Below are 15,526 nucleotides of genomic sequence, written 5' to 3'. Positions count from 1 at the left end.
GTCGAGAGTTCCCCCAGACCGAGGTGACGATGGCTCGAGCAGAGCTGCAGGCGCGGCGCCTGGAGGCCGTGCGTGCGTGGACCACCTTCGTGGAGAACGGCGACGGCGCCGAGGCCAGGGTCCGGCCCGAGATCCTGCGCAGCTGGACCCGCTCGGGCAGCGCGATCCGGCCCGACGTGACCGAGGCGCCGCTGGCCGACGAGGCCGACACCCGCGACTACTTCCGCCACTCGCCGCTCCAGGTCGCCGTCGAGCGGGTCGAGGACGACCTGCGCCGCACCGCCGAGGACGGCGACCTCGTCATCGCCGTCACGGATCCGGACACCCGGATCCTGTGGACGTACGGCGGCCGGGTGATGCGCCGCAAGGCCGAGACGGTCAACTTCGTGCCCGGCGGGCGTTGGGACGACCAGTCCGTCGGCACCAACGCGCTCGACCTGGCCAACCGCGACGACGTGCCGTCGATGGTCTTCTCCGCCGAGCACTACGCGCAGGTCGTGCACAACTGGGTCTGCTGGGCGGCGCCCGTGCACGACCCGGTGACCGGTGTCCGGCTCGGCGTCGTCGACCTCTCCACGACCTGGGACCGCACCCACCCGATCGGCCTCGCCACCGCGCGCGTCATGGCCCGCCTCATCGAGACCGCCCTGCCGACCGGCGCCGTGTCGGGTCCGCCGGACGAGCAGACCGCGCCGGGGCTGGTGATGACGCTGCTCGGCACCGCCGACACCTGGTTGGACGGCCAGCGGCTGCTGCTCAACCGCCGTCAGACCGAGATCCTCGCCCTGCTGGCGCTGCACCCCGACGGACTCTCGCTCGAGCAGCTGCATGCGGCGCTCTACGGCGACCAGGCGGTCACCTTCTCGACCCTCAAGGCCGAGGTGTCCCACCTCCGCCACGCGCTCGGCGGACAGCTCGCCTCCCGGCCCTACCGCCTGCTCATGCCGGTCGCCACCGACGTCGAGCAGGTGCTCTCCCTGCTGCGCCGCGGCCGGGTCGGCGCGGCGGTCGACGCCTACGGCGGCGACCTGCTGCCCGGCACCAACAGCCCGGCGCTCGCCGACCTGGCCGAGTACGTCGCCGTCGCGGTCCGTGAGGCGCTCCTGGTCAACCCGCAGCCGGATGCGGTGCTCCGCTACATCGAGCTGGCGCCGTACGACGCCGAGGTCGTGGAGTCATGCCTGGCCCGCCTCCTGCCGACCCACCCGGCGGTGCCGCTGCTCAGAGCCCGGCTCGCCGTCGCCCGCGGCTGACCACTCGTATCCGCGCCAACCTTCCGGCAACCCTCGACTCCTAGTGTGAGCGCGACCACATCGGCGTGATCACCTGGAGGTCTCATGACCCGGATCAACCTCACCGTGGACGGCATGAAGGTGAGTGACGACGTCGAGCCGCGGATGCTGCTGGTGCAGTACCTCCGCGAGAAGCTCGGCAAGACCGGCACCGTCATCGGGTGCGACACCAGCAACTGCGGCGCGTGCACCGTCCACCTGGACGGACAGAGCGTGAAGTCATGCAACGTCCTCGCCGTGCAGGCCGACGGCAGCGCGGTCACGACCATCGAGGGCCTGGCCGGCAAGGACGGCACCCTGCACCCCGTGCAGGAGGCCTTCCGCGAGTGCCACGGACTGCAGTGCGGCTTCTGCACCCCCGGCATGATCATGCAGAGCGTCGACCTGCTCAACAACAACCCGCACCCCTCCGAGCAGGAGATCCGCGAGGGGCTCGAGGGCAACCTGTGCCGGTGCACCGGCTACCACAACATCGTCCGCGCCGTGCAGTACGCCTCGGGCCACCTGGCCGCCGCGGCCACGCCGACCGGCGCCGCTGAGGAGGTGACTCCGGCATGACCGCCGTCGAGGCCCAGCCCGAGGTCAAGGAGATCGGCCGCGACCGGCGCCGCAAGGAGGACGCCCGGCTCATCACCGGCCGCACCCGCTGGACCGACAACATCTCCCTCAACGGGATGCTCCACCTCGCGATGGTGCGCAGCCCCTTCGCCCACGCCCGGATCACCACCGTCGACACCCGCGCGGCCGAGGAGTCGCCTGGCGTCGTCGGCGTCTTCACCGGCGAGGACCTCGCCGACACCCAGGGTGCCTGCATCAACGCCTGGGCGATCACGACCGACCAGGTCACCCCGGCGCACACGCCCCTGCCGATCGACCGGGTCGCCTTCGCGGGCGAGACCGTCGCGGTCGTGGTCGCCCGCAGCGCCGCCGAGGCGCGCGACGCCGCCGAGCTGGTCGAGGTCGACTACGACGAGCTGCCGGCCGCGCTCGACCTGAAGGAGGCGGCGGAGGCCACTCCAGAGAATGGCGGAGCGCTGGCGCATCCCGACCTCGGGACCAACAAGAGCGCCCTGTGGCGCTTCGACTCCGCCGAGGCCGGCACCGGCGGCAACGTCGACGAGGCGATCGCTGTGGCGCGGACCGACGGCATCGTTCTCGAGCGCGAGTACCGCCAGCAGCGCCTCATCCCCGCCTTCATGGAGCCGCGGTCGGTCGTCGTGGACCCGACCGGTGAGCAGATCACCGTCTGGTCGGCCACCCAGATCCCGCACATCCTGCGCTTCGCGCTCGCCGCGACGACCGGGGTGCCCGAGTCCAAGATCCGCGTCATCGCACCCGACGTCGGCGGCGGGTTCGGCGGCAAGCTGCAGCAGACGCCCGAGGAGATGGTCGCCTTCGCGGTCGCTCGGCGGCTCGGCAAGCCGGTGAAGTACACCGAGACCCGCTCGGAGTCGCTCCTCTCCGCCCACCACGGCCGCGACCAGTGGCAGAAGCTCACCCTCGCCGCGACCAAGGACGGCCACGTGACCGGCCTCAAGGTCGAGCTCCTCGCCGACCTCGGCGCCTACGTCGCTCTGGTCGGCGGCGGCGTCCCGGTCCTCGGCGCGTTCATGTTCAACGCGATCTACAAGTTCCCGGCCTACCAGTTCAGCTGCCAGACGGTGCTCACCAACAAGACCTGGACCGACGCCTACCGCGGCGCGGGCCGGCCGGAGGCGACGTACGCCGTCGAGCGGCTGATGGACGAGCTCGCCGCCGAGCTCGGCAAGGACCCGCTCGAGGTCCGCGAGCTGAACTGGATCAAGCACGAGGAGTTCCCGTTCACGACCGTCGCCGGGCTCGAGTACGACTCCGGAAACTACGAGGCGGCCACCGCCCGTGCCAAGGAGCTCTTCGGGTACGACGACCTGCGGGCCGAGCAGAGGCGGCGCCGCGATGCCGGCGACACCGTGCAGCTCGGCATCGGCGTGAGCACGTTCACCGAGATGTGCGGCCTCGCCCCGAGCCGGGTGCTCGGCCAGCTCAACTACGGCGCCGGCGGCTGGGAGGCCGCGAGCGTGCGGATGCTGCCCACCGGCAAGGTCGAGGTCATCACCGGCGCGAGCGCTCACGGCCAGGGCCACGAGACGGCGTTCAGCCAGATCGTCGCCGACCGGCTGGGGGTGCCCTTCGAGGACGTCGAGATCCTGCACGGCGACACCCAGGTCGTCCCGCGCGGCATGGACACCTACGGCTCCCGCTCCCTCGTGGTGGGCGGCGAGGCGCTCGTGCGGGCGGCCGACAAGGTGCTCGAGAAGGCCAAGCCGATCGCCGCCCACCTCCTCGAGGCGAGCGTCGACGACATCGAGTTCAGCAACGGGCGGTTCGGCGTCCGGGGCACGGACCAGGGCATTGCGCTGACCGAGATCGCCACGGCGAGCTTCGCGGCTCACAACCTGCCCGACGGGGTCGAGCCGGGGATCGACGCGGATGCGACGTACGACCCGGTGAACTTCAACTTCCCGCACGGCACCCACCTGTGCGCGATGGAGGTCGACACCGAGACCGGCGAGACGCGGATGCGGAAGTACACCTGCGTGGACGACATCGGCGTGATCATCAACCCGCTCATCGTCAGCGGACAGGTGCACGGCGGCCTGGTCCAGGGCATCGCGCAGGCGCTGTGGGAGGAGGCGGTCTACGACGAGGCCGGCACGCTGGTGAGCGGCAGCTTCGCCGACTACCTGCTGCCGACGGCAGCCGACACGATCAGCTTCGACATCGACCACACCACCTCGCCCGCGACGAGCAACACCCTGGGCACCAAGGGGGTCGGGGAGGCCGGCACCATCGCCTCGACGCCGGCGGTCGTCAACGCCGTCGTCGACGCGGTCCGGCACCTCGGCGTCGACGACATCCGGATGCCCTGCACGCCCGAGCGGGTCTGGAACGCGATCAACCGAGCGGGCTCCGGTGGCGGCACCGTCGGCGCCGCCGCACCGCACTTCGACGAGTCGACGGGCATGTCCGGCAACGTCGACCGCACGACCGGAGGGAACGAGGCATGATCCCCGCACAGTTCGACTACGTCGCCCCGACCACCGTCGAGGAGGCCCTCGCGGCGCTGCGGCAGTACGGCGACGACGCCAAGCTCCTCGCCGGCGGACAGTCGCTCCTGCCGGTCCTGCGGATGCGCCTCAACGCACCCGAGTGGATCATCGACCTCGGTCGGATCGACTCGCTGCGCGGCGTACGCGAGGACGGTGACGCCATCGTGATCGGTGCGATGACGCCGCACAGCGTCGTCGGCTCCGACCCGCTCGTCGCGCAGCACGCGGCGCTGGTCACCAAGGCCGTGGCCGAGCTCGCCGACGCCCAGATCCGCCACCGCGGCACCTTCGGCGGCGCGCTCGCGCACGCCGACCCGGCTGGCGACCTCGGCGGTCCGGTCCGGGCGCTCGACGCCGAGTTCGTCATCGCCGGGGCGAACGGCACGCGCACGGTGTCGGCCGACGACTTCTTCGTCGACCTCTTCGAGACCGCCATCTCCGAGGACGAGATCCTCACCGAGGTGCGCATCCCCAAGCACACCGGCTGGGGTGCGCACCACGAGAAGATGGTCCGCGTGGCGCACCAGTGGCCGATCTGCGCCGTGGCCGCGACCGCGCGCGTCGAGGGCGGCACGATCGCCGACATCGGGATCGGCCTGGCCAACATGGGCAACACGCCGCTGCGCGCCGGCGGTGTCGAGGAGGCGCTGCGCGGGCAGCCAGCGACCGAGGACTCGGTCCGGGCCGCCTGCGCCCGGGCCGCCGAGGGCACCAGCCCGCCCTCGGACCTCAACGGCAGCGCGGACTACCGCAACCACGTCGTCCAGGTGATGTGCCGCCGAGCGGTCATGGGCGCGCTCGAAGGAGCGGGCGCCTGATGGAGCTGACCCACAGCTTCACCGTCCCCGGGCCCGCCAAGGAGACCTGGTCCCGCTTCCAGGACATCGCCGACCTGGCCGAGTGCTTCCCCGGAGCGCAGGTCACGTCGGTCGAGGGCGACACCTTCCAAGGCACGGTGAAGGTCAAGCTCGGCCCGATCGCGCTCGTCTACGCCGGCTCGGGCACGTTCGTCTCCAAGGACGATGCCGCCCACACCTTCGTCGTCGAGGCGAAGGGGCGCGACAAGCGTGGCAACGGTACGGCGGGCGCGACGGTCACGCTGTCGATGAGTGGGTCCACCGGCGACGGCGGCCCGAGCACCGACGTGTCGGTCCGGACCGACCTGTCGATCACCGGCAAGCCCGCGCAGTTCGGCCGCGGGGTCATGCAGGACGTCTCCGACAAGCTGCTCGGCCAGTTCGTCGCCTGCCTGCAGGAGCGGTCGTCGGCGCCGGCGGAGGAGCCGGTCGCGGACCAGGACGCGGGTCCCTCCTCGGCGCCGCCTCCGGAGCCGTCCGAGCGCTCGGAGCCGGTGGCGCCGCCGACCCCGGCCCCGAGCCCCGCCGCGACCACCGGACGCCCCAGCCCGACCGGGGCGGGCGCCGACGACGCGCTCGACCTCGGGGCGACCGTCCTGCCGGTGCTCGCCCGGGCCTACTGGCGCCAGGCGGCTGCCGCCCTCGTCGCCGTCCTCCTCGCCTGGAGAGTCCTTCGCCGGCATCGCTGAGACCGGTTCGGAGGTGGCTCGGACCGCTCAGGCGAGGGCGTACCTGAACGCCAGCGCCTCGCCCCGGCGGAACCGGCCGCGGGTGAGCCACCACACGACCTTCATCACCGAGCTCCCACGTGACCAGGCCTCCTCGAGCTTGTCGGCGGGCAAACCCTCGGCGATCCACGGCAGCATGTAGCTGACCGGGTCCGGGTTGTCCTTCTTCCAGCCCTCCTTCTCGAGCCCGGCCCACTCCTCGGGCGTCATGTGGCGCTGCAGGATGGCCATCGCCTCGGACTCCTCGTGCGCGAGGTGGCGGCCGAGCGCATCCCGGGTCGCCGCGACCCGCAGGATCAGCGCGGCACGGCGGTCGGCGGCATCGGCCGGCAGCGGCTCGGCGCCGAGCGAGGCGAAGCCCTCGGCGACGGCGGCGAGCAGCGGGTCGATGTGGCTGTGCTCCTCCTCCATCGCCTCGAGGTGGGCCCGCTCCTGCTCGTCGGCCCGCTCGAGCAGGAACGGCCAGAGGACGGCGTCCTCGCCCGCGTGGTGATGGTGCAGGATCGAGAAGAAGCGGTCCCAGCGGGCGGCCAGCGCCTGCCAGGTGACCCGGTCCTCGAGGGGCGTCCGCTCGACGGCCGCGGTGAAGCGGTCGAGGTCGCGGCGGAAGGCGTGGTGCATCAGGTACATCATGAACATGTCGACGGGTCCCTCCGGCGCGGCGGCCTGGCCCGGCAGCATCAGCTGCGTCGACGGTGCGGTGGTGGTGGCGGTGGTCATGTCGGTCTCTTCTCTGGGTCGGGTGGTCGTCGATCTGCGAACGGGTACTCAGACGCCGCTGAGGCGGTCGCCGGCGGGGAGGTCGTCGACGGAGTCGACGACGAGGGAGTCGGTCGGGCCGACCGGGCCGCGGCGCGGGAACCACCAGTTCCAGCGGCCGAGGAGCGTCATGGTCGCGGGGACGAGCACCATCCGGACCACCGTGGCGTCGAGGGCGACGGCCACGGCCATGCCGACGCCGATCATCTTCACGGTGACGGACTCCTCCGTCGCGAAGCCGAGGAAGACGGCGACCATGATCGCGGCGGCCATCGAGATGACCCGCCCGGTCGAGCCGAGCCCCCGGACCACGCTGCCCCGCGCGTCGCCGGTGTCGAGCCAGTCCTGGCGCACCGCGGAGAGCAGGAACACCTCGTAGTCCATGGAGAGCCCGAAGAGCACCGCGAACATCAGGATCGGCACCCAGCTCGACACGGGGACGGTGTGGTCGAGGCCGACCAGGCCCAGGCCCCAGCCGTGCTGGAAGACGAGCGTCATGACGCCGTACGCCGCCGCGATGCTGAGCAGGTTCATCGCCGCCGCCTTCAGCGGCACGACGACCGAGCGGAACATGACGGTCAGCAGCACCACGGAGACGGTGACGACGAAGCCGATCACGACCCAGAGCCGGTCCGACAGCATGCCGTCGATGTCGGCCAGGACGGGGGTGTAGCCGGTCAGCTCCACGCCGTCGGGCAGTACGTCGGCACGCAGCCGCTCCAGCAGTCGGGTCGTCGCCGCGTCGCTCGGTGCCGTCGTCGGCTCGACGTCCCAGACCGTCAGCGCGCCGTCGGGCGACGTGGCCGCCCGGGTCGACCCGGCCACGCCGGGCTCGGCGGCCAGCCGGTCGTGCACGGTGGCGATCTCGGCGTCGTCGAGCACGGCCCGGTCGGCGACCACGGTGATCGGCCCGTTCGCGCCGGGGCCGAAGCCGTCCGCGACGAGGTCGTGGGCCGCCCGCAGCGTGGAGGTGGTCGGCGCGCTGCCACCGTCCTGGGGCCAGGTGCGCATCCCGAGGGCGGGAGCGGCCAGGGCGAGCAGGACGACGAGGGCGAGCATCGCCCACGCCACCGGCCGGCGGCCGACCCGCTCGGCCCAGCGCGCGCTGCCACCGACCCGGTGCGCCCGCTCGGCGAGCGAACCACCGCGCCGGTCCCTGCGCGGCAGCAGCCGGCGTCCGGTGAGCGCGCACAGCGCAGGGACGAGCGTGAGAGCGGCGGCCATCACGGCGGTCACGGAGATCGCCGTCGCGAAGCCGAAGGCGCTGAAGGTGGGCAGGCCGGCCAGCCGCAGCCCCATCAGCGAGACGAGGACGGTGAGGCCGGCACCGACCACCGAGCGACCGGCGGTCGCGGTCGCCGCTGCCGCGGCCTCGACAGGCGTGTCACCGACCCGGAGCCGCTCGACGTGCCGGGTCACCAGCAGCAGCGCGTAGTCGATCCCGACGCCCAGCCCGACCATCGTGGCGACGGTGGGCGCGGTCGGGGACACGTCGGTGAACCGCGCCAGCACGGTGACCAGGCCGGACCCGGCCGCGAGACCGGCGACAGCGGTGGCGATCGGCAGCCCGGCGGCGACGACCGACCCGAAGGCGATCACGAGCAGGGCGAGCGCCACCAGGACGCCGACGAGCTCGCCGCGGCCGGCCAGCGGCTCGGCGGTGCCGGGCAGCTCGCCGCCGTACTCGACCTGGTAGCCCGCTTGCTCGGCGACGTCGGTCGCGCCCTCGAGCGGGCCGAGGTCGGCCGTGATCGAGGGGTCGGTGGTGGGGACGTCGTACCTCACGTAGAGCAGCGCGGTGGCGCCGTCCTCGGAGAGGCGCGGGGTGACGGTGGAGACGTGGGGGAGCGCGGCGACGGCGTCGGCGGTCCGCGAGACCGTGGCCCGGTCCAGCGGCCGGTCGTCGTGGAGCACGACCTGGGCGGAGGACCCGCCGCTGTCGGGGACGTGCTCGCGGAGCAGGTCGATGCCGGTCTGGGCGCGGGCACCCGGCACGTCCCAGTCGTCGCGCAGGCTGCCGCCCCAGGTGCCGGCCGCCGCGGTGATCGCGACGATGACCAGCAGCCAGGTGGCGATGGTCCGCCAGGGGTGCCTCGCGGTGGCGGTGCCGAGCCGGTGGAGGTCGAACATGATGGGGGTCTCCTCGGATGAGTGGATGACCCCACGGTGGGCGAGCCTGCTTGGGCCCGGCTTGGGTGCGACTTGGAGGACGCCTCAAGAGCCGATGCCGTTGACCTCCGGGGTGAGCTGCGGCTCGAGGCGGGAGACCGCGAGCACGCCGATGAGGAGCGAGCCGACGACCAGCGACGCGACGTAGAGCCAGCTCAGGTCGGCGTCGATGAGGAAGCCCGCGATCGGCGGCGCGATGAACTGCGGGAAGGCGAAGCCGGCGGAGTTGAGCGCGTTGGCGCGACCGCGGCTGCGGTCGGTGGCCAGGTCGTTGACCATCGCCGGGACGGTCGGCTGCAGCAAGGTCTCGCCGAGCGCGAAGACCGCCGCGCAGGCGGCGACGAGCAGTGCCGCGCCCAGGGTGCCGGGCACGAGGCCGGCCGCGCCGAGGCACAGCCACGACGCCGCCCAGATGATGCCCATCATCGCGAGCACCCGGGTGCGCCGGTAGCCCTCGATCCAGCGCAGCACGAACAGCTGGAGCAGGACGATGACGGCCGTGTTGGCGGCGAAGGCGAAGCCGAGCGCGCGGGTCGAGACGCCGCCGACCACCGTCGCGAACGCGGTCATGCCCGCGTTGAGCTGGGCGTAGCCGACGAACGCCCCCACCATGCTGACGACCAGCAGGGTCCGGACGGCCGGGTTGCGCAGCAGGGTGAGATAGCTCGGCCGCTCGCCGTCGTCGTGGTCGCTGTGGACCGGGCGCCCGGCGACGTGGCGCAGGGGGACGGCGAGCAGGAAGGCGCTCGGCAAGAAGCTGGCGGCGTCGGCGAGGTAGATCGCCTGGAAGGTGCTCAGCCGGTCGACGTCGACGAGCAGCCCGCTGATGATGCCGCCCACGCCGATGCCGAGGTTGAGCAGCGTGAAGTTGACGCCGAAGTAGCGCTGGCGCAGCTCGGCCGGGACGATCGCGGCGATCAGGCTCTGCGAGGCCGGCCAGATGACGCCGAACGCGAGCCCCTGCAGGACCAGCGCGAGGGCCGCCGCGAGGACGGTGGAGGCGAAGGCGAGCAGCACGCTGCCGACGATCAGCAGCACCTGCACGAGCTGCATGACGTGGCGCGCGCCGATCCGGTCGATGAGGGCGCCGCCCGGCCCGACCGCAGCGAAGCCGACCAGCGAGCCGAGGCCGATCAGCGTTCCCGTCGTACCCAGGGAGAAGTCGCGGACCTCGTGCAGGTAGACGACGGCGAAGGGGAGCGTCAGGCCGCGGCCGACGAAGTCGACGACGACGAGGGAGAGCAGCAGCTTGCCCTCGCGCGGCAGGTCGTGCCAGAAGGAGGGCGTGCGCGAGCGCGCGGTCATCGTCGACACCGGATCATCGAACCATCTGACCCACCCGCCACACGACCGGTTTTCGCCTGCTCAGAAGACGTTGAGCGGGCGGAACTGCACCGAGATCCGTGGCCCGGCGTGGGCGACCTTGGGCACCGCGTGCTCCCAGGTGCGCTGGCACGAGCCGCCCATCACCACGAGGTCGCCGTGGCCGAGCTCGACGGCGATGGAGTCGCCGCCGCCGCGCGGTCGCAGGCAGAGCCGCCGCGGGTCGCCGAGCGAGACGATCGCGACCATGGTGTCCTCGGAGCGTCCGCGGCCGATCGTGTCGCCGTGCCAGGCGACCGAGTCCCGGCCGTCGCGGTAGTAGCAGCAGCCGGCCGTCCGGAACGGCTCGCCGAGCTCGGGCAGGTAGTGCTCGCTGAGCGCGTCGCGCGCGTCGTCGAGCACGGGATGGGGGAGGGAGTCGCCGGCCAGGTAGGTGTGCACGAGCCGGGGTACGTCGACCACGCGGTCGTACATCTCGCGCCGCTCCGCCCGCCACGGCACGGTGCCGACGAGGCGGGTGAAGACGTCGTCGGCGTCCGGCAGCCAGTCGCGATGGACGTCGACCCACGCGCCGCGGGTCAGGGGGGTGCGCTCCAGCCGGTCGAAGCCGATGCCCGACGGAGCCTCGAAGAGAGTGCCCTGGAACTCCATGCGCCCACCATACGCCTGGTTCGAACACCTGATCGAACGACAGGGCGAGTCGTGCCGAACGGCGTACGCGGGCTGCTTGTTCTCCCTACCCTGACCCACGTGGAGAACGTGCTGACGCCTGGGGGGCGTGCGCTCAAGCACGAGGCCGTCCGCGAGTACGTCCGTGATCTGGTCGCCGGCCGGCACCCGGGCGCCCCCGCGCCCTCGGAGCGCGAGCTCGTGAGCAGGTTCGGTGTCGCGCGGATGACCGTGCGCCAGGCGCTCGACGCGCTGGTCGCCGAAGGGCTGCTCGAGCGGGTGCCCGGACGCGGCACCTTCGTCGCCCCTCCGCGGCGCACGGCCACCCCGGTGCTCTCCTTCCGTGAGGAGATGACCGCGCGGGGGATGGTGCCGGAGTCGCAGACGCTGGCGCTCCGCCTGGAGCAGGCGGGTGCCGGCGTGGCCCGCGCCCTCTCCATCAGCGAGGGCGATGCGGTGGTCCACTGGCGGCGGCTGCGGCACGCCGACGGCGCTGCCATGAGCGTCGAGGACGTCTACCTCAACGAGGTGCTGCTGCCCGGCTTCCTGCAGGGGCCGGTGCCGTCGAGCCTGTACGACGAGCTGGCCGGCCGTGGCCTGCGGCCGACCTGGGTCGAGGACGCCATCGGCGCAGGCCTCGCGTCGGACGACGAGGCGCGCCTGCTGGGCCTGCCCGTCGGCACCGCCGTGCTGCGCAAGCAGCGCCGCGGCCTGTGGCAGGAGAAGGTCATCGAGGTGTCGCGCAGCGTCTGTCGCGCCGACCGCTACATGGTGCGGGTCAACCTGGGCGGCAGTGACTAGAGGCGACCCAGCGGGGCGACGACGTCGCCGGTCTCCTCGCAGATCCAGATCGGGTCCGGGCCACCGAGGTCGGGGGAGATGTAGAGCGGGTGCTCCGGCGCCTCGGGGCCGCAGTCGCGGCACAGCGGCCAGCGACTCCCGGCCTCGAACAGCGCATCCTGCACGTCCTGGGCGACCAGCCCGGCGACGTACCTGCTCCCCTCGGGCCACTGGTCGGCCCACCAGCCACGCTCGGACACGGCGTCCTCGAGCGCGCTCACGGCCTCGGGGGACGCTTGTCCACGCGCCTGCAGGTCGGCGAGGACGAGGGCGCGGGCCTCGAGCAGGAGTGTGGCATCCATCCCGACCATGGTGCCCCAGGAGTCAAACACGGCCGGGATACTGGGGCTCGTGATCCTCATCGACCCGCCGCTCGTCCCGGCCCGCGGCCGGCTCTGGTCGCACCTGGCGAGCGACGTGTCCTACGAGGAGCTGCACGCCTTCGCGACGGCCGTCGGCATCCCGGCGCGTGGCTTCGACCGCGACCACTACGACGTGCCCGCCGAGAGGTACGACGACGTGGTCGTGGCCGGCGCCACGGCGGTCAGCAGCCGCGAGCTGGTCGCCCGGCTGCGGGCGGCCGGCCTGCGCCGGCGCAAGCCGCAGCGGCCCTGACGGGCGAGGACCGGCGGCGAGCGCGGTCAGATCCCGAGCGGCGCGTCGGCGGCCTGCTGCGCGTCGCCCTGGGTCGAGGCGTCGGGGGCGGCCTCGGCGACCGCCCGGCCCCGGCGGGTCAGCGCCACGCCGGGCAGGGCGATGATCAGCCCGGCGATGCCGGCCAGGGCGAACCCCCAGGCCCAGCCACCGCGGTCCAGGCCGAGGCCGATGATCGGCGCGCCGACGGCGCTGCCGAGGGTCAGCGCCGAGCCGTGCCACCCCATCGCCTCGCCACGCACGCTGGCCGGGACGACCCGGGAGAGGTCGTCGACGGTCGCCGTGATCGTCGGCGCGCAGAAGAGCCCGGAGATCGTCAGCAGCACAGCGAACCACAGCCGGCTGCCGTCCGGCGCGAGAGCGACCAGGGCGGTCGTGCCGGCGAGCCCGACGAGCAGCAGCGCCGCCGAGGGGTGACGCTGCAGGGCGCCGTAGACGATGCCGCCGATCGCGGAGCCGGCGCCCCACAGGGCGAGCATCCAGCCGATCGAGGTGGGCGCGTCCCAGGACCGCAGCGCGGCCACGGTGGAGAGGTCCTCACCGGTCAGGATCAGCGTGCTGGTGGTCGCGATGAGCAGGATCATGAGGACCGACGGCGTGAGCCACGACCGGCGCGACACCTTGCCGGCGGAGAGGTCGGAGTGCTCGCTGTGCAGCGGCGGGTCGGCGATCCACAGGGCGACGGCGCCGAGCACGACCGCGAGCTGGCAGATGAGGAGCGCGACCTGGGTCGGGAGGTAGGTGGCGGCCAGGACGCCGAGCACCGGCCCGACGAGGAAGGTGAGCTCGGTGGCGACCGAGTCGACCGACAGCACCGTCGTGCGGTGGTGGTCCGGCACGTGCCCGATGAGCACCTGCCGGATGATCGAGAAGCTCGGCACGGCGAAGAGGCTGCCGACGCCGGCGAGGAGGATCAGCGGCCAGTAGCCGACCCATGGTGCGATGCTCCAGACCACTGCGCCGATCACGATCGACGGCAGCACGGTGGCCCGCAGGCCGGCGCGGTCCAGCCGTCGGCCGCGCCACGGGCTGCTCACCGACAGGGCGATCGCGACCACGGTGGAGACGAGACCAGCGGCGGCGTAGGACCGGTCGAGGTGGCCGACGACGTGCAGCGTGATGACCACGTTGGCGGCCCAGAGCGGGATCCGGATCAGCATGCCCAGCAGCAGGATCCGGCGGACGACCGGATTCCTCAACACCTCGGCGTACGTCGCGAATCCCACGTCCGGATTGTCGCTGGCCGGGAGCCGGGTGGGCCAATCGTTATGCAGTGATCTGCGGCAGGCCCTACGACAGGCCTACTGCAGGCCCTCGGCGAGCTCCAGCAGCTCCGCCTCGAGGTTGGCCCGGGCGATCGCCTCCCACCGCTCGCGCGCGTACGCCGTGTGGAAGATCGTCTCCTTGTCGAGCAGGTGTCGCAGCACCTGGGAGCGGCCCCGACGGAAGTCCTCCTCGCCCAGGTGGGCGTACTCCTCGCGGATCGCCGAGCGGTAGTCGGCGTAGCGCTCCGGACCGGCGGCGAGGATCGCCAGGTCGGCGTCCGAGAGGGCACAGCCGTTGCGGTCGGCGTCGTCGGGCCGGTGCGTCTCGGTCAGCCGCACCAGCCGGGCGACCTCGGCGAGGGTCGCGTCGTCGACCAGCCCGACGAGAGCGTGCTCGGCACGGACCGCCGACCGCTCCTCGGCGTCGCGCTCCCCGTCATACACGCTGTCGTGGAACCACGCGGCCAGCACCACCGGGCGCTCGTCGAAGCGCACACCGGAGCCGCGCAGCTCGTCGAGGCGCTCGAGCACCTCGGCGAGGTGGCGCGTGTCGTGATAGCGCCGATCGGGGTCGGCGTACGCCGCCTGCAGCTCGTCGCGCAGGTCGGTCGCGTCGGCCAGGGGCCAATGTTGAGGCAGCTCCACGCCGCCTATTCCAACACGAGCCGGCCTCAGGCGTCCCAGCTCCGCAGCCACTGGGTGTGCGGCGAGGCCTGCAGCTTGGAGATCGCCGCCTCCGAGACATGCCCGGAGACGTCCGTGACGACGTACCCCTGCTCGCCGCGGGTGGCGAGGTACTGCCCGGTGACGTTGACGCCCTCGCTGGCGAGGATGTTGTTGACCTCCGCCAGGACGCCCGGGACGTTGATGTGCAGGAAGCCGATGCGGGCCTCCTCGACGAGAGCCGGCGGTTGCACGTCGGGGAGGTTGACCGACAGCGCGGTGGAGCCCTCGAGCTGGAAGTTCTTGAGCTTCCCGGAGACGAAGTAGCCGATCTCCTCCTGGGCCTCCTGCGTCGAGCCGCCGACGTGCGGGGTCAAGATGACGTTGTCGAGGCCGCGCAGCGGCGACTCGAACTCGTCGCCCTGGACCTTCGGCTCGATCGGGAAGACGTCGAGCGCGGCCCCGGCGATGTGGCCGGACAGGATGTGCTCGCGCAGCGCCTCGGTGTCGACGACCATGCCACGTGCCGCGTTGATGAAGATCGAGCGCGGCTTCATCTTCTTGAACTGCTCGTCGCCGAAGATCCCCGCGTTGCCCGGACGGCCGTCGACGTGCAGCGAGACCACGTCGGCCTCGGCGAGCAGTGCGTCGAGGGTGTGCATGCGGCGGGCGTTGCCGTGCCGGAGCCGGTCGGCGACGTCGTAGAAGATGACGTTGAGGCCCATCGCCTCGGCGAGGTTGGACAGCTGGGTGCCGATGTTGCCGTAGCCGACGATGCCGAGCGTGCGGCCGCGGACCTCGTGGGAGCCCTTGGCGCTCTTGTCCCAGATGCCGGCGTGCATCTTCTGGGTCTTCTCCGGCAGCCGCCGGGCGAGGCTGATGATCTCGGCGATGACCAGCTCCACAACGCTGCGGGTGTTGGAGTAGGGGGCGTTGAAGACGGCGATCCCACGCTGGGCGGCGGCCGCCAGGTCGACCTGGTTGGTGCCGATGCAGAAGCAGCCGATCGCGGTCAGGTCGGGCGCATGGTCGAGGACGCGCGCGGTGATGTGCGTGTTGGACCTGATGCCGAGCATCGTGACGCCCGGGAGTGCGGCGACGAGCTCGTCCTCGGACATGCTCGAGCTGCGCAGCTCCACGTCGAAACCGGCCGCCTCCAGGGTCTGGACGGCGACGGGGTGGATGTTCTCCAGAAGCAGCACCTTCACCCCTTCAGGG

The 15,526-nt window shown here is 72.5% G+C and carries 15 protein-coding genes; 7 read left to right on the top strand and 8 right to left on the bottom strand.

Annotated elements, in window-relative coordinates; translation table 11 throughout:
- Positions 1 to 29 precede the first annotated feature (29 nt).
- From BM236_RS16150 to BM236_RS16130, 5 genes are all read left to right on the top strand, one after another.
- Positions 30 to 1,253, top strand: a complete 1,224-nt coding sequence (locus BM236_RS16150; protein ID WP_091125894.1) for a helix-turn-helix domain-containing protein — start codon at positions 30 to 32, stop codon at positions 1,251 to 1,253.
- An 84-nt stretch (positions 1,254 to 1,337) separates the two neighbouring features.
- The gene (locus BM236_RS16145; protein WP_091125893.1) at positions 1,338 to 1,850 is read left to right on the top strand and encodes a (2Fe-2S)-binding protein; all 513 of its coding nucleotides are present in this window, start codon (positions 1,338 to 1,340) and stop codon (positions 1,848 to 1,850) included.
- On the top strand, positions 1,847 to 4,339 hold the full coding sequence (locus BM236_RS16140; RefSeq protein ID WP_091125891.1) for a xanthine dehydrogenase family protein molybdopterin-binding subunit: 2,493 nt from the start codon (positions 1,847 to 1,849) through the stop codon (positions 4,337 to 4,339). The genes BM236_RS16145 and BM236_RS16140 overlap by 4 nt, the downstream gene beginning before the upstream one ends.
- Positions 4,336 to 5,199 carry an FAD binding domain-containing protein gene (locus BM236_RS16135; protein ID WP_091125889.1) on the top strand — a complete coding sequence of 288 codons (864 nt, stop codon included), beginning with the start codon at positions 4,336 to 4,338 and terminating at the stop codon, positions 5,197 to 5,199. Before BM236_RS16140 ends, BM236_RS16135 begins: the two co-directional genes overlap by 4 nt.
- Positions 5,199 to 5,927, top strand: coding sequence for an SRPBCC family protein (locus BM236_RS16130; protein WP_091125887.1), 729 nt, complete (start codon positions 5,199 to 5,201; stop codon positions 5,925 to 5,927). The genes BM236_RS16135 and BM236_RS16130 overlap by 1 nt, the downstream gene beginning before the upstream one ends.
- 27 nt (positions 5,928 to 5,954) lie before the next feature.
- On the opposite strand, the gene BM236_RS16125 is transcribed toward BM236_RS16130, so the two are convergent.
- From BM236_RS16125 to BM236_RS16110, 4 genes are all read right to left on the bottom strand, one after another.
- Positions 5,955 to 6,686 (bottom strand): hemerythrin domain-containing protein, encoded by a 732-nt coding sequence (locus tag BM236_RS16125; RefSeq protein ID WP_091125886.1) that lies wholly within the window; start codon positions 6,684 to 6,686, stop codon positions 5,955 to 5,957.
- A gap of 48 nt (positions 6,687 to 6,734) precedes the next feature.
- Complete coding sequence (locus BM236_RS16120; protein WP_245750377.1) at positions 6,735 to 8,855, bottom strand: MMPL family transporter; 2,121 nt, start codon at positions 8,853 to 8,855, stop codon at positions 6,735 to 6,737.
- An 84-nt stretch (positions 8,856 to 8,939) separates the two neighbouring features.
- Positions 8,940 to 10,199 carry an MFS transporter gene (locus BM236_RS16115; RefSeq protein WP_245750383.1) on the bottom strand — a complete coding sequence of 420 codons (1,260 nt, stop codon included), beginning with the start codon at positions 10,197 to 10,199 and terminating at the stop codon, positions 8,940 to 8,942.
- A gap of 60 nt (positions 10,200 to 10,259) precedes the next feature.
- A complete protein-coding gene (locus tag BM236_RS16110; protein ID WP_091125981.1) occupies positions 10,260 to 10,868 on the bottom strand; it encodes an alpha-ketoglutarate-dependent dioxygenase AlkB in 609 nt (202 codons plus the stop codon).
- Positions 10,869 to 10,967: 99 nt separating this feature from the next.
- Here BM236_RS16110 and BM236_RS16105 point away from each other — a divergent pair, with 99 nt between their 5' ends.
- Positions 10,968 to 11,687 carry a GntR family transcriptional regulator gene (locus tag BM236_RS16105; protein WP_245750376.1) on the top strand — a complete coding sequence of 240 codons (720 nt, stop codon included), beginning with the start codon at positions 10,968 to 10,970 and terminating at the stop codon, positions 11,685 to 11,687.
- Here BM236_RS16105 and BM236_RS16100 read toward each other — a convergent pair.
- Positions 11,684 to 12,028: a hypothetical protein gene (locus BM236_RS16100; RefSeq protein ID WP_091125978.1), complete on the bottom strand. Its 345-nt coding sequence runs from the start codon at positions 12,026 to 12,028 to the stop codon at positions 11,684 to 11,686. The genes BM236_RS16105 and BM236_RS16100 overlap by 4 nt on opposite strands.
- A gap of 49 nt (positions 12,029 to 12,077) precedes the next feature.
- Here BM236_RS16100 and BM236_RS16095 point away from each other — a divergent pair, with 49 nt between their 5' ends.
- Complete coding sequence (locus BM236_RS16095; protein WP_217645377.1) at positions 12,078 to 12,341, top strand: DUF4031 domain-containing protein; 264 nt, start codon at positions 12,078 to 12,080, stop codon at positions 12,339 to 12,341.
- A 26-nt stretch (positions 12,342 to 12,367) separates the two neighbouring features.
- Here the strand turns inward: BM236_RS16095 and BM236_RS16090 are convergent, their stop codons facing one another.
- From BM236_RS16090 to serA, 3 genes are all read right to left on the bottom strand, one after another.
- Positions 12,368 to 13,606 (bottom strand): MFS transporter, encoded by a 1,239-nt coding sequence (locus BM236_RS16090; RefSeq protein ID WP_091125875.1) that lies wholly within the window; start codon positions 13,604 to 13,606, stop codon positions 12,368 to 12,370.
- A 75-nt stretch (positions 13,607 to 13,681) separates the two neighbouring features.
- On the bottom strand, positions 13,682 to 14,290 hold the full coding sequence (locus tag BM236_RS16085; protein WP_091125872.1) for an HD domain-containing protein: 609 nt from the start codon (positions 14,288 to 14,290) through the stop codon (positions 13,682 to 13,684).
- A 26-nt stretch (positions 14,291 to 14,316) separates the two neighbouring features.
- Entirely contained in the window at positions 14,317 to 15,516 is a 1,200-nt protein-coding gene (gene serA, locus BM236_RS16080; protein ID WP_091125869.1) for a phosphoglycerate dehydrogenase, read from the bottom strand.
- Between the last annotated feature and the right edge of the window lie 10 nt (positions 15,517 to 15,526).

This window comes from Nocardioides terrae (assembly GCF_900112345.1).
GTDB lineage: Bacteria > Actinomycetota > Actinomycetes > Propionibacteriales > Nocardioidaceae > Nocardioides > Nocardioides terrae.
This window is presented reverse-complemented; position numbering and strand designations above follow the sequence as displayed.